Source organism: Rhizobium sp. 42MFCr.1, from assembly GCF_000377185.1.
In the GTDB taxonomy this organism is placed as follows: Bacteria; Pseudomonadota; Alphaproteobacteria; order Rhizobiales; family Rhizobiaceae; genus Rhizobium; species Rhizobium altiplani.
Genome location: NZ_KB897833.1, coordinates 16,465 through 32,729, shown reverse-complemented (window position 1 = coordinate 32,729; position 16,265 = coordinate 16,465). Strand labels below are relative to the sequence as shown.

Genomic DNA, 16,265 nt, shown 5'->3' with positions numbered 1-16,265 from the left:
GCCTTCAGGCTTTCTTTTCGAGCGGATGCGGACGGCCGAAGTCCGGCGCATCAACGTCCTGGCCGGCCTGGATGATCGAACGGCGGATGGCACGCGTGCGGGTGAACAGATCGAAGATCTTGTCGCCCTCGCCCCAGCGAATGGCCCGCTGCAGATAAGCGAGGTCCTCGGAGAAGCGCGCCAGCATTTCGAGGATCGCATCCTTGTTGTGCAGGCAGACGTCGCGCCACATCGTCGGATCGGAAGCGGCCAGACGCGTGAAGTCGCGGAAGCCGGACGCGGAATACTTGATTACTTCCGATTCCGTCACCGCCTCGAGATCATCCGCCGTGCCGACAATGTTGTAGGCGATGATGTGGGGCAGGTGTGAGACGATGGCGAGCACCTTGTCGTGGTGCTCGGGATCCATCTCGTCGACCTTGGAGCCGAGCGTTTCCCAGAACCGCCGCAACTTTTTCAATGCCGCTTGGTCGGTTCCGGCGATCGGGGTGAAGATGCACCAGCGCCCTTCGAAGAGCCCGGGAAATCCGGCGTCTGGGCCGGACTTCTCCGTGCCGGCAAGAGGATGGCCGGGAATGAAATGCACGTGCGGCGGCATATGCGGCTGCATTTGGGCAATGACGGATGCCTTGGTCGAACCGACATCGGTGACGATGGCACCGGGCTTCAGGCTGCCGGCGATTTCTTTCGCCACGCTCTCCGACGCGCCGACGGGAACCGACACGATCACCAGGTCCGCATCCTTGACGGCCTCTGCCGACGAGGTCGTATAGCGATCGCCCAGGCTCAACTCCTCCGCTCGCTTCAGCGTTTCGGCGCTGCGCGTCGAGACGACGATCTCACCTGAGAGACCGAGCCGCCTGATATCATAGGCCAGCGAAGAGCCGATCAGGCCGATCCCGATCAGCGCAATGCGATCGAACTGCACCGTCATGACTTGCGTCCCATGAACTCGCCGAGCGCTTCGATGACGCCACGGTTCGCCACTTCCGGACCGATGCTCATGCGCAGCGCGTTCGGGAAGCCATAGCCCTTTACAGCGCGCAGGATATAGCCGCGGCTGGTCAGGAACTCATCGGCTTCCGGCGCGCGCTTGCCATCGACATCCGGGAAGTGGATGAGCACGAAGTTGGCGACCGACGGCGTCACCTTGAGGCCGAGAGCCTCGAGCGCACCCGTCAGCTTCTCGATCCACATCTGGTTGAAGGAGGCGGCCTCCTGCGTGAACGCCTGGTCGCGAATGGCTGCAGCGCCCGCGGCAATGGCTGCGGCGTTCATGTTGAACGGGCCGCGGACGCGATTGACCGCATCGATGATGTCTGCCGGCGCATACATCCAGCCAACGCGAAGCGCGGCCAGGCCATAGACCTTGGAGAAGGTACGGGTCATGACGACGTTGGCATTCGACGAAACGATCTCGATGCCGGCCTCGTAGTCGTTGCGGCGGACATATTCCGCGTAGGCGGCATCGAGCACCAGAACGACCCGCTTCGGCAGGGATGCCTGAAGACGGCGGATTTCGCTGACCGCAACATAGGTACCCGTCGGATTGCCGGGATTGGCGATGAAGACGATCTTGGTCTTCGGCGTAACGGCCGCCAGAATGGCATCGACGTCGACCGTCTGATCCTTCTCCTTGACGACGACAGACGTCGCACCCGCGCCCATGATCTGGATCTTGTAAACGAGAAAGCCGTGCTCGGTGATGATGCCTTCGTCGCCAGGCCCGAGATAGACATGGCAAAGCAGGCCGAGCAACTCGTCCGAGCCATTGCCGCACATGATGTTGGCGGGGTTCAGACCATGCACAGCCGCGATCGCCTCACGAAGTTCCGTGGCCTGGCCATCAGGATAGCGCTCGAGACTGCCGGCGGCATTGCGGAAAGCTTCGATCGCCTTCGGGCTCGCGCCAAGGGGTGTTTCATTGGAAGAGAGCTTGTAGACGCGGGCAACGCCCGGCGCATGTTCCTTGCCCGGCACATAGGCTGCGATATCCAGAATACCGGGACGCGGAACGGGCTTGCTCTTCTCTTCGCTCATGGGATCGACCTTGGAAATACCGGGAAAATTCGGCTGAAATTGCCCCGTGGCAATAGAACGGAACGGCGCCCTTGTCGAGTGCCACGGCTTTAGGCTCTAACTACTGCGCGTCGTTGGAACGCCGTGCGGCGCCAGAACCGGTACGAAGACGCGCCGCGAGGCGCGGGCGGCAACCGGCAGGCCCTGATAGAGCCGCTTCTGCGCCTCGACGATAATAACGCCCGAGAATGCCGGCCATAAGGCGCGTCCCACGCGGTCGAAGACACTGCGCAGGCTCATCATCGTGCGCAGCTTCGAGGGTGGAAAGAACAATGCTTCCGCCGTCGCGCCGGGCGTGAAATTGGTCTCGCGCAGAAGGCTCGTCAGCTGCCCTCGCGAATAGGGGCGTCCAGAGCCGAACGGCGTGTGTTCCATGCGCGCCCAAACACCGCGGCGGTTCGGGACGACGATGACCAGCCGTCCGCCTGGCGCCAATACGCGCCACAGCTCCTTCAGGGTTTCCCGCGGGCTTTCGGCGAATTCCAGGGAATGGACCATCAGCACCCGGTCAATCGAGGAATCCGGCAGTGGCAATTCCTCGTCGAAGATCAGGGCGGTCGAGGAAAGAGCGCCTACCGGCCAGTTCACCGCCCCCTGCCCGGCCGGCATGAAGGCAAAGGTTCGCTCCGTGTCGGGTTGAAAGCGATCGAGGAAGGGAACCACGTAGCCGAGGCCAACGAGACGCTCCTGCGGTAGCCGCACCCAAAGCGACGAGAGGGCCATAGCGATCGAGTGCTCGGCAATGCGCCCGAGGTCGGAATGATAGAACTGGCGTAGGTCGACAATATCAGCGTGCATCAAGGCAAATGTTATCAGTGCACGGTTGGACTTCAAGGCGCGACCCTCTACATTCCCGATATACCCGCGATAAAGAGGCTGCCTGAAACTATGAAACCTTTGGATTTAGACGTTTTTCTCTGCCGTTCCGACAATTTCGGTGTGTTGGTGCACGATCCTGAAACCGGCCTGACGGCATCGATCGACGCTCCGGATGCAGGCGCAGTGGAGAAGGCTGCGTCCCGCCGCGGCTGGACGATCTCGCATATCTTCACAACCCATCACCATACGGACCACGTCGAAGGCAATCTCGCGCTCAAGGAACAATATGGCTGCGAGATCATCGGCCCGATCAACGAGGCGGTGGCAATCCCCGGCCTCGACAAGACCATGGCCGATGGCGATACATTCCTGTTCGGCGATCACACGGTACAGGTCATCGAGACTCCCGGACATACGGCCGGGCATATCTGCTACCACTTCGTCGACGACAAGCTGCTTTTTGCCGCCGATACGCTATTTGCGCTCGGCTGCGGGCGTCTTTTCGAGCGCCCGGCTGCCGATATGTGGCACTCGCTTCAGAAGCTTGCCGTGCTGCCTGACGAAACCGCGATCTACTTCGGCCACGAATACACACTGTCGAACGCACGTTTTGCGGTCACCATCGATCCGGACAACCAGCGACTGGTAGTCCGTGCGGCCGAAATCGAAGCTCTGCGGGCCGAGAACAAGTTCACCATCCCGACCACGCTGGCGCTTGAGAAAGAGACCAACCCGTTCCTGCGCGCCGCCGATCCGGCCATCCGTCGCAACCTGCTGATGGAGAACAAGAGCAACGAGGAAGTCTTCGCGGAGATCCGCCGGCGCAAGGACAATTTCTGATGTCGCCGGACGATATTATCCGCGAGCTTGGAATGCAGCCGCATCCCGAAGGCGGTTGGTACGTGCAGACGTTCCGAGACCTCAAGGGGGGATCGCGCGGCCACTCGACGGCGATCTACTATCTCCTGAAGGCGGGGCAGCGTTCTCACTGGCACCGCGTCCGTGATGCGGCGGAAGTCTGGCACCACTATGCCGGGGCTCCGCTTGCGCTTCACTGCTCTGAGGATGGCACCAGCAGCGAGACGCTGATCCTTGGGACTGACATCCCCAAGGGCGAGCGTCCGCAGGCGATCATTCCCGCCAACTGGTGGCAGTCAGCCGAAACAACGGGCGATTACACGCTAGTCGGATGCACGGTTGCGCCCGGCTTCGAATTCGCATCCTTCGAAATGGCACCGCCGGACTGGAAGCCGGCGGATTAGAGCCTTTCAGCGTCTAGGCTATTCCGCCTTGCTCAACCATCGTGGCCTTGCGGCGAAACATCTCGTTTGCCGCAAGCACGGCACCGCCTGTCACGAGCACGCAGGCGAGGGCGATCCGCCAGCTCGGCTCGGCAAAGCCGAACAGCGTGAGGTTGAGCGTCGAGAGAAGCGGCGCGGCATAGCTTGCGGCACCCAGGATCTGGATATCGCCGTTCTTGACACCGTAGTCCCACGCATAAAAAGCCGCTCCCACAGGAAAGAGCCCGAGGCCAACCACCGCGATCCACTGCAACGCCGTTTCCGGCCAGACGGTTGTCTCGAGCCCGAGATGGCAAATGAGCGACAGGATCGAGGTCGCGATGCAGAAGCCGGTGACGACGTCGGTCGAGACCGCATCGAACCGCCGTGTCAGCAGCGAATAGCCCGACCATGTGAAGGCGCAGAGGAAAGCCGCTCCATAGCCGACGGCATAGGCGCCATCGAAATTGATGCCGTTGCGTCCGACGATCAGGAAGGTGCCGCAGAGACCGGCCAACGCCCCAGCCACATGATACCAGCGCAGTCGTTCGCCCGGCAGCAGCGCCGATCCGACGACGATCAAGAGCGGCCAGAGATAGGCAATCAGCCCGGCTTCGACGGCCGGGGCGTTTCTGATGGCCGTGAAATAGAGGAAATGATACCCGAACAGGCCGGCGATCCCTGTCACCCAGACCTTGGCCGGCTGCTTGAGCAGCGCCAGGCGCGAAGGATTGAGGAGCAGCACGACGATGCCGGGAATGCTGCCGATGGCAAAGCAGATAGCCGATAGCTGGAACGGCGGCATGGTGCCTGATGCAGCTGTCAACAGCGCCAGGATCGACCACATGAGAATGGCCGTAAAGCCGATTAGCGTTGCCCGAAGCTTCACCTGTCCCCCTTCACGGAGGCCCCTGCTCCGTCAGCTTGCACCGTACTTTACAGCGGTGATCGTCACCGGTCCGTATTGCGTCGGAATACGAACATAAACAGGAGCATATACATTTGCCGCATCTGACTTGGCAAACCAGATTTCCATCCGGCTGCTCTTGCTCAGATAATCGATATCCTTCCGCCCCTTCTTGTAGCCGGAGCGAGGGACGAACCGCACACTGCAGACCGTCGCCTTGCCGTTGAAACCCGTGGTCGAGAAATTCTGGGCACCCTTCGGCGAGAGCACGAGATCCATGCGCATCTCGCCGTCATAGATCGGCAGCTTCTGCGCGCAGACATTGGCATCTGCGGGGAAGATCAGACCCGAGATCGGATCGAGGACCGAGCGCATGTCGCTTGCCGGTACGTTGACCCAGTTGTTCGGAGGCTTTCGGGGCGGCTTCACCGTCGTCGAGGTGATATTGCCGTTGCTGTAGCGCACCTCGTATGTCCGGGCGCGCTTGCCGCTCTTGTAGTAGAGATAGTAGCGGGACGCCTGCAGTCGGTCGCCGCGCAGAACGCCGTCGACGCTCGTCTTGGCGGAGATGTTGGTAACGAGGTCGGCAAGGCCGGCCGAGCTGATGTCACCGGACACCTGGTAGCTCTTGTCGTCCTCGATCTTCGTCAGAAAGGCGGCGCGCGCAATCGTCAGAATACCGAGCGCAACCCTGTATTCCGTCCGATGCACGATCTCGCTCGCGCTGGCCGGAACGGCCATCAGCGCCGCGACCGCGGAAACAAAAATGCGTTTGCCCAGATGAGCCATGAAATGAACCTTGTTCAAGCGGCTGGTAAAGCCGTTCATCACGGTCTATACGCCTGTGTCACGACGAAGCAAACACAAGCTTTTTGACAGAATTGCGGGAAACGCCAAGGTTTGGCTTGACGCACGCGGCCTGTCTGACTATAGAACCGCAACTTTCCAATCATGGCCCGTTGGATTGCTAGCCCGATTATGCGCGGGTCCGCAACCGATGGCCGAGAAAAACAAGAATAGGTGTTCCATGTCCCGCATGTGCGAATTGACCGGCAAGGCAGTCCTGACTGGTAACAATGTCAGCCATGCCAACAACAAGACCAAGCGCCGGTTCCTCCCGAACCTGTGCCAAGTTACGCTGATCTCCGACGCGCTCGGCCAGCGTTATCGTCTTCGCGTTTCGGCTGCTGCTCTTCGTTCCGTCGAGCATCGCGGCGGTCTCGATGCCTTCCTGCTGAAGGCAAGCGAAAATGAACTGTCGATGCGCGCTCGTCTGCTGCGTCGCCAGATCGTCAAGAAGACTGCCGAAGCTGCTGCTGCGTAAGCTTCGACCGCTTCTTCTTCATACGGCTTCAAAAGGCTTGCACGGATAATATCCGGACAAGCCTTTTGCTTTGCCAATTGTTCCTCGAACTGGTGGCATACCCCAGGATAAAAAAATGCTGACGACTCGCTCTACGCTGATCTATGTCGCACTGATGACGCTGGTCGTCGTCGCCTCGAACTTCCTCGTCCAGTTCCCGCTGCATGCCGAGCTCGCCGGCATCAATCTGGCCGACATCCTGACCTGGGGCGCCTTTACCTATCCGGTCGCCTTCCTCATCACCGATCTGACCAACCGCCAGTTCGGCCCGCAGGCTGCCCGCAAGGTTGTCTTCGCCGGCTTCGTCGTTGGCGTGACGCTGTCCTTCTATACCTCGGTTCCGCGTATCGCGATCGCCTCCGGCTCGGCCTACCTCGCTGGCCAGCTGCTCGATATCTCGCTCTTCAATCGCCTGCGCCGTCAGGCCTGGTGGCGCGCGCCGCTCGTCGGTTCGCTCATCGGCTCGATGCTGGACACGGTGATCTTCTTCTCCTTCGCCTTTGCGGCCTTCTTCGTCTTCTTCGGCCCGAACGATCCGTTCGCGCTTGAATCGGCGCCGATCCTCGGCGTCCTGTCGGCTGCGGCACCGCGCTGGATTTCCTGGGCGATTGGCGATTTCTCGGTAAAAATGATTGTCGGCCTCGTAATGCTGCTGCCCTATGGCGCGCTGATGAATGTGCTGCGCCCGATGCAGGTAGCGCGCGCCAACTAAAAAGTTCGAAGCCACTATCTCGGACGGACGGCGGAGCCTATGCTCCGCCGTTTTGCATTCGAGCACACGGAAACTCGCTGCACTATTGGCTATTCTGCGGCTACGCTGCTTCCAGTGATCGGCGGCTGATGCCAGGTTTCAATTCTGTAAGCGGGCCGTGTCGCCGGCTCGCGGTTCCACCAACCGGAACTCCAGCATCAAATTCCGTTGCAGGATGGAATGGTTGTCGTCGGAGACGATCACCACATGCGTGGTGCCGTCATCGGCCGTGAAGGCATCCAGGCCTTCCATATTGTCGATCTGGTAGCTGAAGTCGCCCTGCAGCAATATCTCGCCGTCCATGACGGCGCCCGGGCGGATGTCGGCCGCCTTGATGCGGCGAATGCGCATCCCGATACCTTCCGCCATGTTGAAACGACGCTCCAGGAGCAGGAGATCACCGTTCGGCAGGAAGGCTCCGTCCGTCGCGTCGAAATCGCCATAGTGAGCGAGCGCAAGGCGTCCCTTCTGCGGCCCGTCCAAGATTGCTGCATAGGCATTCCCGTCAGCGTCCAGGCTGCGCTCCGCGACGATCAATATGCCTCCTTTCAGAACGCTGTCGACGGGTGCAACGGCGATCGTCTCGAAGCCGCGATTCCCCCGCAGCGATCTCTTCGGAAAGGGAATGGGAAGGGCATCGATCGCACGCGATGTCGCGAAACCCGGATCGGGATAGGCATCGACCCGATGATCCTGCTCGAAGGAAACGAGGATCCGGTCGCCATGCAGCGTCAGGCCCTCGGCATCCATATACCCCTTGCCTTCGAAGCTGCGCCCCACGCGGTTCTTCATCGGCGTGATGGCGACTTCGGCGAGATCCGACAGGCGCCCCTGCGGATCGCGTTCGATATGGCCCGTCATCCAGTGACCGGTGTCCAGCACGCCGACGAAATGCGTCTTGTCCGATCGAAACCGGATCGACGACAGAGAGCCGAACAGTCGCTGCGGCGAGACCATTTCCAGCCCGCCGAGAAACTCGAGCGAGCCGAACTTGATCTCATCGGAGCCGATCTTGAATTCGGTGATGACGCGACTGCGGACCTCGACGTCGCCCTCGGCAAGCGCCGACGACATGAGAGCCGCCAGCCCGAAAGCAATTGACATCAGGCTGGCGAAGGGCTTCCGGAGCATCCAGAAAGCGTCCTTCGCGGTTAACCGGCGCGGCGGAGGCGACCGCCCCGCGGCTGGGCGGTCTTATCTTCAAACAGCGACGCAAGCTGCTCGGTCATGGCACCGGCCAGCTCGTCAGCATCGACGATCGTTACGGCGCGCCTGTAATAGCGCGTCACGTCATGGCCGATGCCGATTGCCAGCAGCTCTACCGGTGAGCGCGTCTCAATCCGGTCGATGACGGCACGCAGATGTCGCTCCAGGTAGTTGCCCGGATTGACCGACAGCGTCGAGTCATCCACCGGCGCACCGTCGGAGATCATCATCAGGATCTTGCGCTGCTCACGGCGGCCGATCAGGCGGTTATGCGCCCACATAAGCGCTTCGCCGTCGATGTTCTCCTTGAGCAACCCTTCGCGCATCATCAGGCCGAGATTGGGCCGCGCGCGACGCCAGGGCGCGTCGGCCGACTTGTAGATGATATGCCGCAGATCGTTGAGACGGCCCGGCGTCTGCGGCTTGCCGCTGGCAAGCCACTTCTCGCGCGCCTGTCCGCCCTTCCAGGCCTTCGTCGTGAAGCCCAGGATCTCGACTTTGACGCCGCAACGCTCCAGCGTGCGGGCCAGGATATCGGCGCAGGTGGCGGCAACCGTGATCGGACGGCCGCGCATCGAGCCCGAGTTGTCGATCAGAAGCGTCACCACCGTATCGCGGAACTGCGTGTCGCGCTCCATCTTGAAGGAGAGCGCCTGCATCGGGTCGATGATCATGCGCGTTAGGCGTGCCGGGTCGAGATAGCCTTCCTCGAGATCGAAATCCCAGGAACGGTTCTGCTGCGCCATCAGGCGGCGTTGCAGGCGGTTGGCCAGTCGACCGACCGCGCCCTGCAGGTGCGCAAGCTGCTTGTCGAGGAAGGCCCGCAGGCGCTCGAGCTCGGCCGCGTCGCAAAGCTCTTCGGCGGTAATCGTCTCGTCGAACTCCTCGGTGAAGACGTGGTAGTCCACCTTCTCGTTGAAGTCGTCGAAGGGCGTGTTCGGACGGCGGGTCTCGCCCGGCGTCTCGGAATCTTCCTCGCCTTCTTCCTGCATGTCGTCGTCGGAGATCTCGGCGCCTTCGGTCTCGCCGTCCTCCATCTGCTCGTCGGCGACCTCGCTGTCCTCTACGGGCGCGGCATCCGAACCCGCATCGTCATCGACCTCGTCCTGATCCTGCTCGTCGCCGTTCGGCTGGTCTTCCTGCTCCGATTCATCGTCGGACTCTGGCTGACTGTCGTCGTCACCGTACTCTTCCGCCATTTCCATGGCGGAGAGCATGTGGCGGATCACCTTGGAAAAGGCCTGCTGGTCGCCGATGACGGAGGGAAGGTCGTCGAGGTCGGACCCAGCCTTCTCCTCGATGAACGAGCGCCAGAGATCGAGCACTTTGCCGGCGGAGGCTGGCGGCTTCTCGCCCGTCAGCTTCTCACGCACCATCATGGCCATCGCTTCGCCGATCGGCGCGTCTTCCTGCCGCTCGATGCCGGAGAAATTCGCCTTGGAGTATTTCTCGTCGGTCATCGTCCGGAGATTCGTGGCCACGCCTTCCATCCGCAGCGCACCGATCGATTCCACGCGCGCCTGCTCGACGGCGTCGAAGATTGCCCGCGCGTCGGAGCCTTGCGGGGCCATCGTCGCATGAACCTTGTCGTCGTGGCATGCGAGCCGCAGCGCCATCGAGTCGCCGAGACCGCGCGTAATCGCCAGCTCACGCATGGTCGGGCGCTTGGAAAGCTCCGGCAGACGGATCCTTTCGGCCGTCATTCCAGGGCGTTCATTGGCGAAGGTCACCTCGACGTCGCCGTCGCCGGCGATCGCGCGCACACTGCCGGTTATCGCCCGGCGCAACGGCTCGACGTCGACAGGCGAGCCGGGCTTTGCTTTCGAATTGTCACCGCGAGCAGCCATGATCGGTTGGCCTTAGGCCTCCAGGACGATGTTGGCGGCGCTTTCCTTCAGCTCGACGCCGAAGGCGCGCTGGTAATGCTCGGCAACCAACGGACGCTCCAGCTCGTCGCACTTGTTGAGGAAGGTGGTGCGGAAAGCGAAGGCGATGTCACCGAAAATCTCGGCATTCTCGGCCCAGGTGATAACCGTACGCGGGCTCATGACGGTCGACAGGTCACCGTTCATGAAGGAAGCACGGGTCAGATCGGCGACGCGCACCATCTTGGAGACAAGATCGCGACCTTCCTTGTTCTTCCCGAAGCTCTTCACCTTTGAAGCGACGATGTTCACTTCATGGTCGTGCGGCAGGTAGTTCAGTGTGGTGACGATCGACCAGCGGTCCATCTGCGCCTGGTTGATCTGCTGCGTGCCGTGATAGAGGCCGGTCGTGTCACCAAGACCAATCGTGTTTGCCGTCGCAAACAGGCGGAAGGCTGGGTGAGGACGGATGACACGGCTCTGGTCGAGCAGCGTCAGGCGGCCGGACGATTCCAGCACGCGCTGGATGACGAACATGACGTCAGGGCGGCCGGCATCGTATTCGTCAAAGACGAGCGCGACATTGTGCTGGTATGCCCAGGGCAGGATGCCGTCCTTGAATTCGGTGACCTGCAGGCCGTCCTTGAGCACGATTGCGTCCTTGCCGACGAGGTCGATACGGCTGACATGGCTGTCGAGGTTGATACGCACGCAGGGCCAGTTGAGGCGGGCGGCGACCTGTTCGATGTGCGAGGACTTACCCGTGCCGTGATAGCCTGAAATCATCACGCGTCGGTTATGGGCGAAGCCGGCAAGAATGGCGAGCGTCGTCTCGCGGTCGAAGAGATAGTCGGGGTCGAGGTCCGGAACATAGGCGCTGCCCTGGCTGTAGGCCGGCACGCGAATGTCGGAATCGATACCAAAGACCTCCCTGACCGAAACGGTGGTGTCCGGAAGCTCCGAAATATCAAGGTCAATCTTGCTCATCATGTCTCCAAGGCGGGTGCCCGACACCCGGCCATACTGTCTCAGCCCATTTTGCAACCATGACGCCGCAGTTTACCCCGCGCTCGTTCATGTGGGAACGTCGGCGATGCTTCTCCGGGACTGAAACGAAACCTCGGGGGCGATAATCTACCGCTAGCGAGCATTCTTGAACAAAGTCCCGGACAAGAAACGCCGCGCCCGGAAGTGGCCGAGGCGCCTGTGGGACAAACGCAGAAACTTATGCCGCGGTTGCCTGCAGCCTCAGCCGATTTGGGACCATACCTGATTGAAGACCAAGAGCAAGGACGGGAATTAACAAAAACCGTTCTGCTTCAATAATTGATAGGCCTGGATGACGGCGCGGAAGCGTTCCTCCGAGCCGCGGTCGCCGCCATTGGCGTCGGGATGGTGCTTCTTGACCAGTTCCTTGTAGCGGCTCTTGATCTCAGAGGAGGTGGCGCTGGCATCAAGCCCCATCGTGTCGAAGGCCTTGGCTTCCAGGCTTTTCAGCTTGCGCTGCTCGGGAAAGCGCGGGCCGCTCCCCTTGGTGCCATTGACGAAGCCGAAGGGATCGCGCACCCGGTAGGAGCCCGAGCGCATATCGGAATGCAGCGGGCTGTTCTTGGCGGCCTTGTTGACGCCGACCGTCCAGGTCGGGCGATGCCCTGTTATCGCTTCCTTCTGGTAGCGCGCAATCTCGCCGTCGGAAAGGCCGGAGAAGTAGTTGTAGCCCTTGTTGTATTCCTTGACGTGCTCGAAGCAGAACAGGAAGAACTGTCCCTCGGCATTGCGTCCGACGGGAGCGCGATGCACGCCTTTTTTGTCGCAGCCATCCCACTGACAGGCAGGGGGTGCCTGTTCGGTTTCCTGCTCGCGTTTGCGGCGGGTGCGGATGCGGTCGAAATATTTGGAATCGAGTCTCATGACGGCGCTAATTATGGGCCTGCGAAGAGGCGACAACAAGAATTGACAAACCGGAATGTTGCTGGCTTGGTGGGAACCTTTTTCGCAAAGCAACGAGACCATGACACTGCAGACCCGCATCGAAGAAAAGCTGACCGCCGCGTTCGCGCCGGAGCGCCTCAGCGTCATCAACGAAAGCCATCTTCATGCGGGCCATCAGCCTGACATGACGGGCACCGGCGAGACCCATATCCGGGTGCGCATCGTATCCGCCAAGTTTGCCGGCATGCCGCGACTGGCGCGGCACCGTGCGATCACGGAGCTTCTGAAGCCAGAACTGGATGCCGGATTGCATGCACTCGCCGTCGAACCCGCAGCCCCTGGGGAGCCGGTGCGCTGGTAGGCGGGTAGGCGGCTGCGTGAATATAGGAACTGGGCGGCGCTCTCCCAAGAGCGCCGCAAAGACTTAGCGGATGAGAAGCGCCGTGCCGTAGAGCCCGAGCGCAAAGAAGGTATGCGCAACGAGATTGAGAACGCGCACCTTGTTCGGATTGGGCGTCTTGGAGGCCGCCACTCCGAGCCCCATGCCCGGCTGCATCAGGAACCAGCCGGCGCCGACGGTGACGATGGCGAAGATCCAGGCAGGCAGGAAAGTCGGCGTATCGAGCCAGGCGGAGCCGACGATCAGCACCAGCAGCAGACCGTAGATAATGCCGACGGCATAGTGGCCAATCCAGCCGAGCGCCCGCTCGTGCCGATAGGGTTCGGCGGCATTGATGTCGTCGTGAAAGACGCGGCCCTTGGCCACTTCCCTGAACCAGCGCCCGGCCGGCGCCCAATTCGGCAGCCCGCCACCAGACGTGACGCCGTAGAGCACGGTCCAGATATCCATGAGCGCGGTCGCGCCGATACCGATGATCACAGAGCGCCAGATAATATCAAGCATGTGAAATCCCATCAAAAATGTGCCGCCGGCCCCCTCGGCCAGATCGGCGAAGGTCAGGCCGGCTTCGCCCCGTCCTCCTCGGCCGAGCGGATACGAAGCCTGGTGATACGGTTCTTCTCGCGCTTCATGACGATGAAGCGCTTCCCATGAAAGGTGAAGGCCTGGCGCTCTTCCGGAATGGTCATGGATTCGTGGATGACCAGACCAGCGATCGTCGTCGCCTCCTCATCCGGCAGGTGCCAGTCGAGCGCCCGGTTGAGATCGCGGATCGGCACCGTTCCGTCGACGACGATCGAGCCGTCGGCCTCCTGGCGCACGCCCTGCATCTCGATATCGTGCTCGTCGGAAATATCGCCGACAATCTCTTCCAGAATGTCCTCCAACGTCACGATGCCCTGCACCTCGCCATATTCGTCGACGACGACGGCAAAGTGCTGCTTGCGGCGCAGGAAGGCGTTGAGCTGGTTCTCGAGGCTGGTGCTATCGGGCACAAACCAGGGCTTCTGGGCGATCTTCGAAATGTCGAGATTCTCCGGCTCGACATTCGGCTCGGCAAGCGCCCTCAGAAGATCCTTCGCATGAACAACGCCAATAATATTATCCGTCGTGCCACGCCAGAGCGGCATGCGGGTAAAGGGGCTTTCAAGGATTGTCCGTACGACGACCTCAGGCGGATCGTCGGCATTGATCGCCCGCATCGCGGTGCGGTGGACCATGATGTCGGAGAGCTCGAGTTCGCCGAGATCAAGGACGCCCCCCAGACGGTCGCGGTCTGCCTTCACCACCGATCCTTCGCGATGCAGCAGATCGACGGCGCCGCGCAGTTCCTCGTGCGCGGAGAGCATCGAGACTTCGCGCGACAGATTGATGCCGAAGAGCGACAATATCCGGCGAACGATCGCATTCACAAAGGACGAAACCGGACCGACGACGGCGACAAACATCTTGACTGCAGGAGCCGTGTTCAGCGCAAACCGATCGGGGGTGGAAATCGCCCAGCTCTTCGGCAGCACTTCGGCGAAGATGACCAGGATGACGGTCATCGCCAAGGTGGCGAGCGCCACGCCGGAATTGCCGAAGACGCCAAGAAACAGGCTGGTCGCCAGCGACGAGGACAGGATGTTGGCGAGGTTGTTGCCGATGAGCAGCGCGCCGATCAGTCGGTCGCGGCGTTCGATAAGCTGACGCACGATCCCCGCACGTTGCTCGCCGTTGGCTTCGAGCGTGTGGATGCGGCTGCGGGAGACGGCGGTCAGCGCGGTCTCCGAGCCGGAGAAGAACGCCGACATGAGGACGAGGGCCACGATAGAGACAATTTCCGGCCAGTATGCGGAAAAAAATGCCAACGTGCCGTCGAGGGTCATCGCGGGTGTTTCTCCTTGAGGAAGCTCAGCACTTCCGACGCAGGTACGTCATCGGCGACGAAGGACTGCCCGATGCCGCGGGTCAGGATGAAGGTCAGCTTGCCGCCCTTCACCTTCTTGTCCTGGGCAATCGTGTCCATCAGCATTTCGGCCGGCGGCAGCGCTCCCGGAATTTCCGACATGCGGGTGGGCAGGCCGACGGCCTTCAGGTGGGTTTCGACACGGCGGGCGTCATCCGTGCTTGCCAGGTTCATGCGCGCCGAGAACTCGTGCGCCAGAACCATGCCGATCGAAACACCTTCGCCATGAACGAGGCGAGCGCTGTCATAGGCGGTCGCAGCCTCCAGCGCGTGGCCGAAGGTGTGGCCGAGATTGAGGAGGGCGCGTTGTCCAGTTTCGCGCTCGTCGGCAACGACGACATCCGACTTTGCCTGACAGCTGGTGGCAATCGCCTCGATGCGCGCGGCACCGCCGGCAAAGACTGCCGGCCAGTTGGCTTCCAGCCAGGAGAAGAAATCAGGCTTGTCGATCAGTCCGTATTTCGCGACCTCGGCGTAGCCGGCGCGAAACTCGCGAGCGCTCAGCGAATTCAGGACATCGGTATCGGCGAGCACCAGATCCGGCTGATGAAAAACGCCGATCAGGTTCTTGCCGTGGCGGCTGTTGATACCCGTCTTGCCGCCGACCGAGGAATCGACCTGCGACAGCAGCGAGGTCGGAACCTGCACGAAACGCACGCCGCGGCGCACGATGCCCGCCGCAAAGCCCGTGAGGTCGCCGATAACGCCGCCGCCAAGGGCGATCACGTAGTCGTTGCGCTCGATCCGCGCTTCGAGGACCTTGTCGCAAACGGTCATCAGGTGCTCGAAGCTCTTGGTCTTCTCGCCCGCCGGAAGCACGAGGGTGGCAGACGCGATGCCCGCCGCCTCGAGGCTTTGAACCAGCGCATCCAGATAGAGCGGCGCCACATGTGCGTCGGTGATGACAGCCGCCTTGCGGCCCTTCAGGCGCGAGGCGATCTCAGTACCGGCGCGTGCGATCAGGCCCGGCCCGATCAGGATATCGTAGGCGCGCTCTCCGAGCGGTACGTGAACCTTGCGTTCGGAGGCGGAGGCATCAGCATTCATCAGGCTGCACTTTCGGTTCGGGCGTCGATCACGGCTTTGAGTACTTCTTCCGCCATCAGTTCCTTGCGCACATCGCGCGAGAGGACGGTGAGGTCGGCGAGCTCGTAGATCGGATAACGCGCATTCATCAAGTTTTCGAGGGTCTGCTTGGGATTCTCGGTCTTGAGCAACGGCCGCGTGTCACGCTTGTTGACCCGCTCCCAGAGAACGTCGAGGTCGGCCTTCAGCCAGACGGAGACGCCGCCCTTCTTGATATGCTTGCGCGTCCGGTCGTTGATGAAGGCGCCGCCGCCGGTGGAGACCACCCGCGGACCATTCTTCAACAGGCGTTTCATGACGCGGGTTTCGAGCGCCCGGAATTCATCTTCGCCATAGGCGGCGAAGAGCTCACCGATGGACATGCGGGAGACCCTCTCGATCTCGGCGTCGCTATCGACGAAAGGGATGCCGAGCTGATGCGCGACGATCCGGCCGACGGAGGACTTGCCCGCGCCCATCAATCCGACGAGGATCAGGTTACGAGAACCGAGCGCAGCACGAGCCCTGTCTTTCAAGCTTTCGGCAACGGTCAGAACTGGGTCGCTCATTGGTCCATTCACACTTTGTTTGCGAACGGTATCGACAAATGCAGGTGTAGCGTCAAGTCGCGGGCAAGGGAAACGTGGTTC

At 61.5% G+C, this 16,265-nt stretch carries 18 protein-coding genes; 5 read left to right on the top strand and 13 right to left on the bottom strand.

Annotated elements, in window-relative coordinates:
• Window positions 1-4: 4 nt before the first annotated feature.
• From C934_RS0116580 to C934_RS0116570, 3 genes are all read right to left on the bottom strand, one after another.
• A complete protein-coding gene (locus C934_RS0116580; RefSeq protein WP_018857776.1) occupies window positions 5-934 on the bottom strand; it encodes a prephenate/arogenate dehydrogenase family protein in 930 nt (309 codons plus the stop codon).
• Window positions 931-2,040: a histidinol-phosphate transaminase gene (hisC, locus tag C934_RS0116575; RefSeq protein ID WP_018857775.1), complete on the bottom strand. Its 1,110-nt coding sequence runs from the start codon at window positions 2,038-2,040 to the stop codon at window positions 931-933. Before hisC ends, C934_RS0116580 begins: the two co-directional genes overlap by 4 nt.
• Window positions 2,041-2,136: 96 nt before the next feature.
• A complete protein-coding gene (locus C934_RS0116570) occupies window positions 2,137-2,913 on the bottom strand; it encodes a class I SAM-dependent methyltransferase (RefSeq protein WP_026371846.1) in 777 nt (258 codons plus the stop codon).
• A 54-nt stretch (window positions 2,914-2,967) separates the two neighbouring features.
• On the opposite strand from C934_RS0116570, the gene gloB reads away from it, so the two are divergent.
• Both gloB and C934_RS0116560 read left to right on the top strand, forming a co-directional pair.
• Window positions 2,968-3,738 carry a hydroxyacylglutathione hydrolase gene (gene gloB, locus C934_RS0116565; RefSeq protein ID WP_018857773.1) on the top strand — a complete coding sequence of 257 codons (771 nt, stop codon included), beginning with the start codon at window positions 2,968-2,970 and terminating at the stop codon, window positions 3,736-3,738.
• Window positions 3,738-4,160, top strand: a complete 423-nt coding sequence (locus tag C934_RS0116560; RefSeq protein ID WP_018857772.1) for a cupin domain-containing protein — start codon at window positions 3,738-3,740, stop codon at window positions 4,158-4,160. The genes gloB and C934_RS0116560 overlap by 1 nt, the downstream gene beginning before the upstream one ends.
• A 13-nt stretch (window positions 4,161-4,173) precedes the next feature.
• Here the strand turns inward: C934_RS0116560 and yddG are convergent, their stop codons facing one another.
• Together yddG and C934_RS0116550 are read right to left on the bottom strand one after the other, a co-directional pair.
• Window positions 4,174-5,067: an aromatic amino acid exporter YddG gene (gene yddG, locus C934_RS0116555; protein ID WP_018857771.1), complete on the bottom strand. Its 894-nt coding sequence runs from the start codon at window positions 5,065-5,067 to the stop codon at window positions 4,174-4,176.
• A 30-nt stretch (window positions 5,068-5,097) separates the two neighbouring features.
• Window positions 5,098-5,874, bottom strand: a complete 777-nt coding sequence (locus tag C934_RS0116550) for a DUF3108 domain-containing protein (RefSeq protein WP_026371845.1) — start codon at window positions 5,872-5,874, stop codon at window positions 5,098-5,100.
• A 238-nt stretch (window positions 5,875-6,112) separates the two neighbouring features.
• Between C934_RS0116550 and rpmB the strand changes: the two genes are divergently transcribed.
• Together rpmB and C934_RS0116540 are read left to right on the top strand one after the other, a co-directional pair.
• The gene (gene rpmB, locus C934_RS0116545) at window positions 6,113-6,409 is read left to right on the top strand and encodes a 50S ribosomal protein L28 (RefSeq protein ID WP_024316182.1); all 297 of its coding nucleotides are present in this window, start codon (window positions 6,113-6,115) and stop codon (window positions 6,407-6,409) included.
• 115 nt (window positions 6,410-6,524) lie between these two features.
• Window positions 6,525-7,160, top strand: a complete 636-nt coding sequence (locus C934_RS0116540; RefSeq protein WP_018857768.1) for a queuosine precursor transporter — start codon at window positions 6,525-6,527, stop codon at window positions 7,158-7,160.
• Between the two features lie 138 nt (window positions 7,161-7,298).
• On the opposite strand, the gene C934_RS0116535 is transcribed toward C934_RS0116540, so the two are convergent.
• From C934_RS0116535 to C934_RS0116520, 4 genes are all read right to left on the bottom strand, one after another.
• The gene (locus C934_RS0116535) at window positions 7,299-8,330 is read right to left on the bottom strand and encodes an esterase-like activity of phytase family protein (RefSeq protein WP_018857767.1); all 1,032 of its coding nucleotides are present in this window, start codon (window positions 8,328-8,330) and stop codon (window positions 7,299-7,301) included.
• A gap of 20 nt (window positions 8,331-8,350) precedes the next feature.
• Entirely contained in the window at window positions 8,351-10,252 is a 1,902-nt protein-coding gene (gene cobT / locus C934_RS0116530; protein ID WP_018857766.1) for a cobaltochelatase subunit CobT, read from the bottom strand.
• A gap of 12 nt (window positions 10,253-10,264) precedes the next feature.
• Window positions 10,265-11,257 carry a cobaltochelatase subunit CobS gene (gene cobS, locus C934_RS0116525; RefSeq protein ID WP_018857765.1) on the bottom strand — a complete coding sequence of 331 codons (993 nt, stop codon included), beginning with the start codon at window positions 11,255-11,257 and terminating at the stop codon, window positions 10,265-10,267.
• Window positions 11,258-11,569: 312 nt separating this feature from the next.
• On the bottom strand, window positions 11,570-12,181 hold the full coding sequence (locus tag C934_RS0116520; RefSeq protein WP_018857764.1) for a J domain-containing protein: 612 nt from the start codon (window positions 12,179-12,181) through the stop codon (window positions 11,570-11,572).
• A gap of 100 nt (window positions 12,182-12,281) precedes the next feature.
• On the opposite strand from C934_RS0116520, the gene C934_RS0116515 reads away from it, so the two are divergent.
• Window positions 12,282-12,563: a BolA family protein gene (locus C934_RS0116515; RefSeq protein ID WP_026371844.1), complete on the top strand. Its 282-nt coding sequence runs from the start codon at window positions 12,282-12,284 to the stop codon at window positions 12,561-12,563.
• A gap of 63 nt (window positions 12,564-12,626) precedes the next feature.
• On the opposite strand, the gene C934_RS0116510 is transcribed toward C934_RS0116515, so the two are convergent.
• From C934_RS0116510 to C934_RS0116495, 4 genes are read right to left on the bottom strand one after another with little or no spacing between them, the layout of a single operon-like run.
• A complete protein-coding gene (locus C934_RS0116510; protein ID WP_026371843.1) occupies window positions 12,627-13,106 on the bottom strand; it encodes a DUF2938 domain-containing protein in 480 nt (159 codons plus the stop codon).
• A gap of 53 nt (window positions 13,107-13,159) precedes the next feature.
• On the bottom strand, window positions 13,160-14,470 hold the full coding sequence (locus C934_RS0116505) for an HlyC/CorC family transporter (protein ID WP_018857761.1): 1,311 nt from the start codon (window positions 14,468-14,470) through the stop codon (window positions 13,160-13,162).
• Window positions 14,467-15,597, bottom strand: coding sequence for a 3-dehydroquinate synthase (aroB, locus tag C934_RS0116500; RefSeq protein WP_018857760.1), 1,131 nt, complete (start codon window positions 15,595-15,597; stop codon window positions 14,467-14,469). Before aroB ends, C934_RS0116505 begins: the two co-directional genes overlap by 4 nt.
• Window positions 15,597-16,184, bottom strand: a complete 588-nt coding sequence (locus C934_RS0116495; protein ID WP_018857759.1) for a shikimate kinase — start codon at window positions 16,182-16,184, stop codon at window positions 15,597-15,599. The genes aroB and C934_RS0116495 overlap by 1 nt, the downstream gene beginning before the upstream one ends.
• Window positions 16,185-16,265 lie beyond the last annotated feature (81 nt).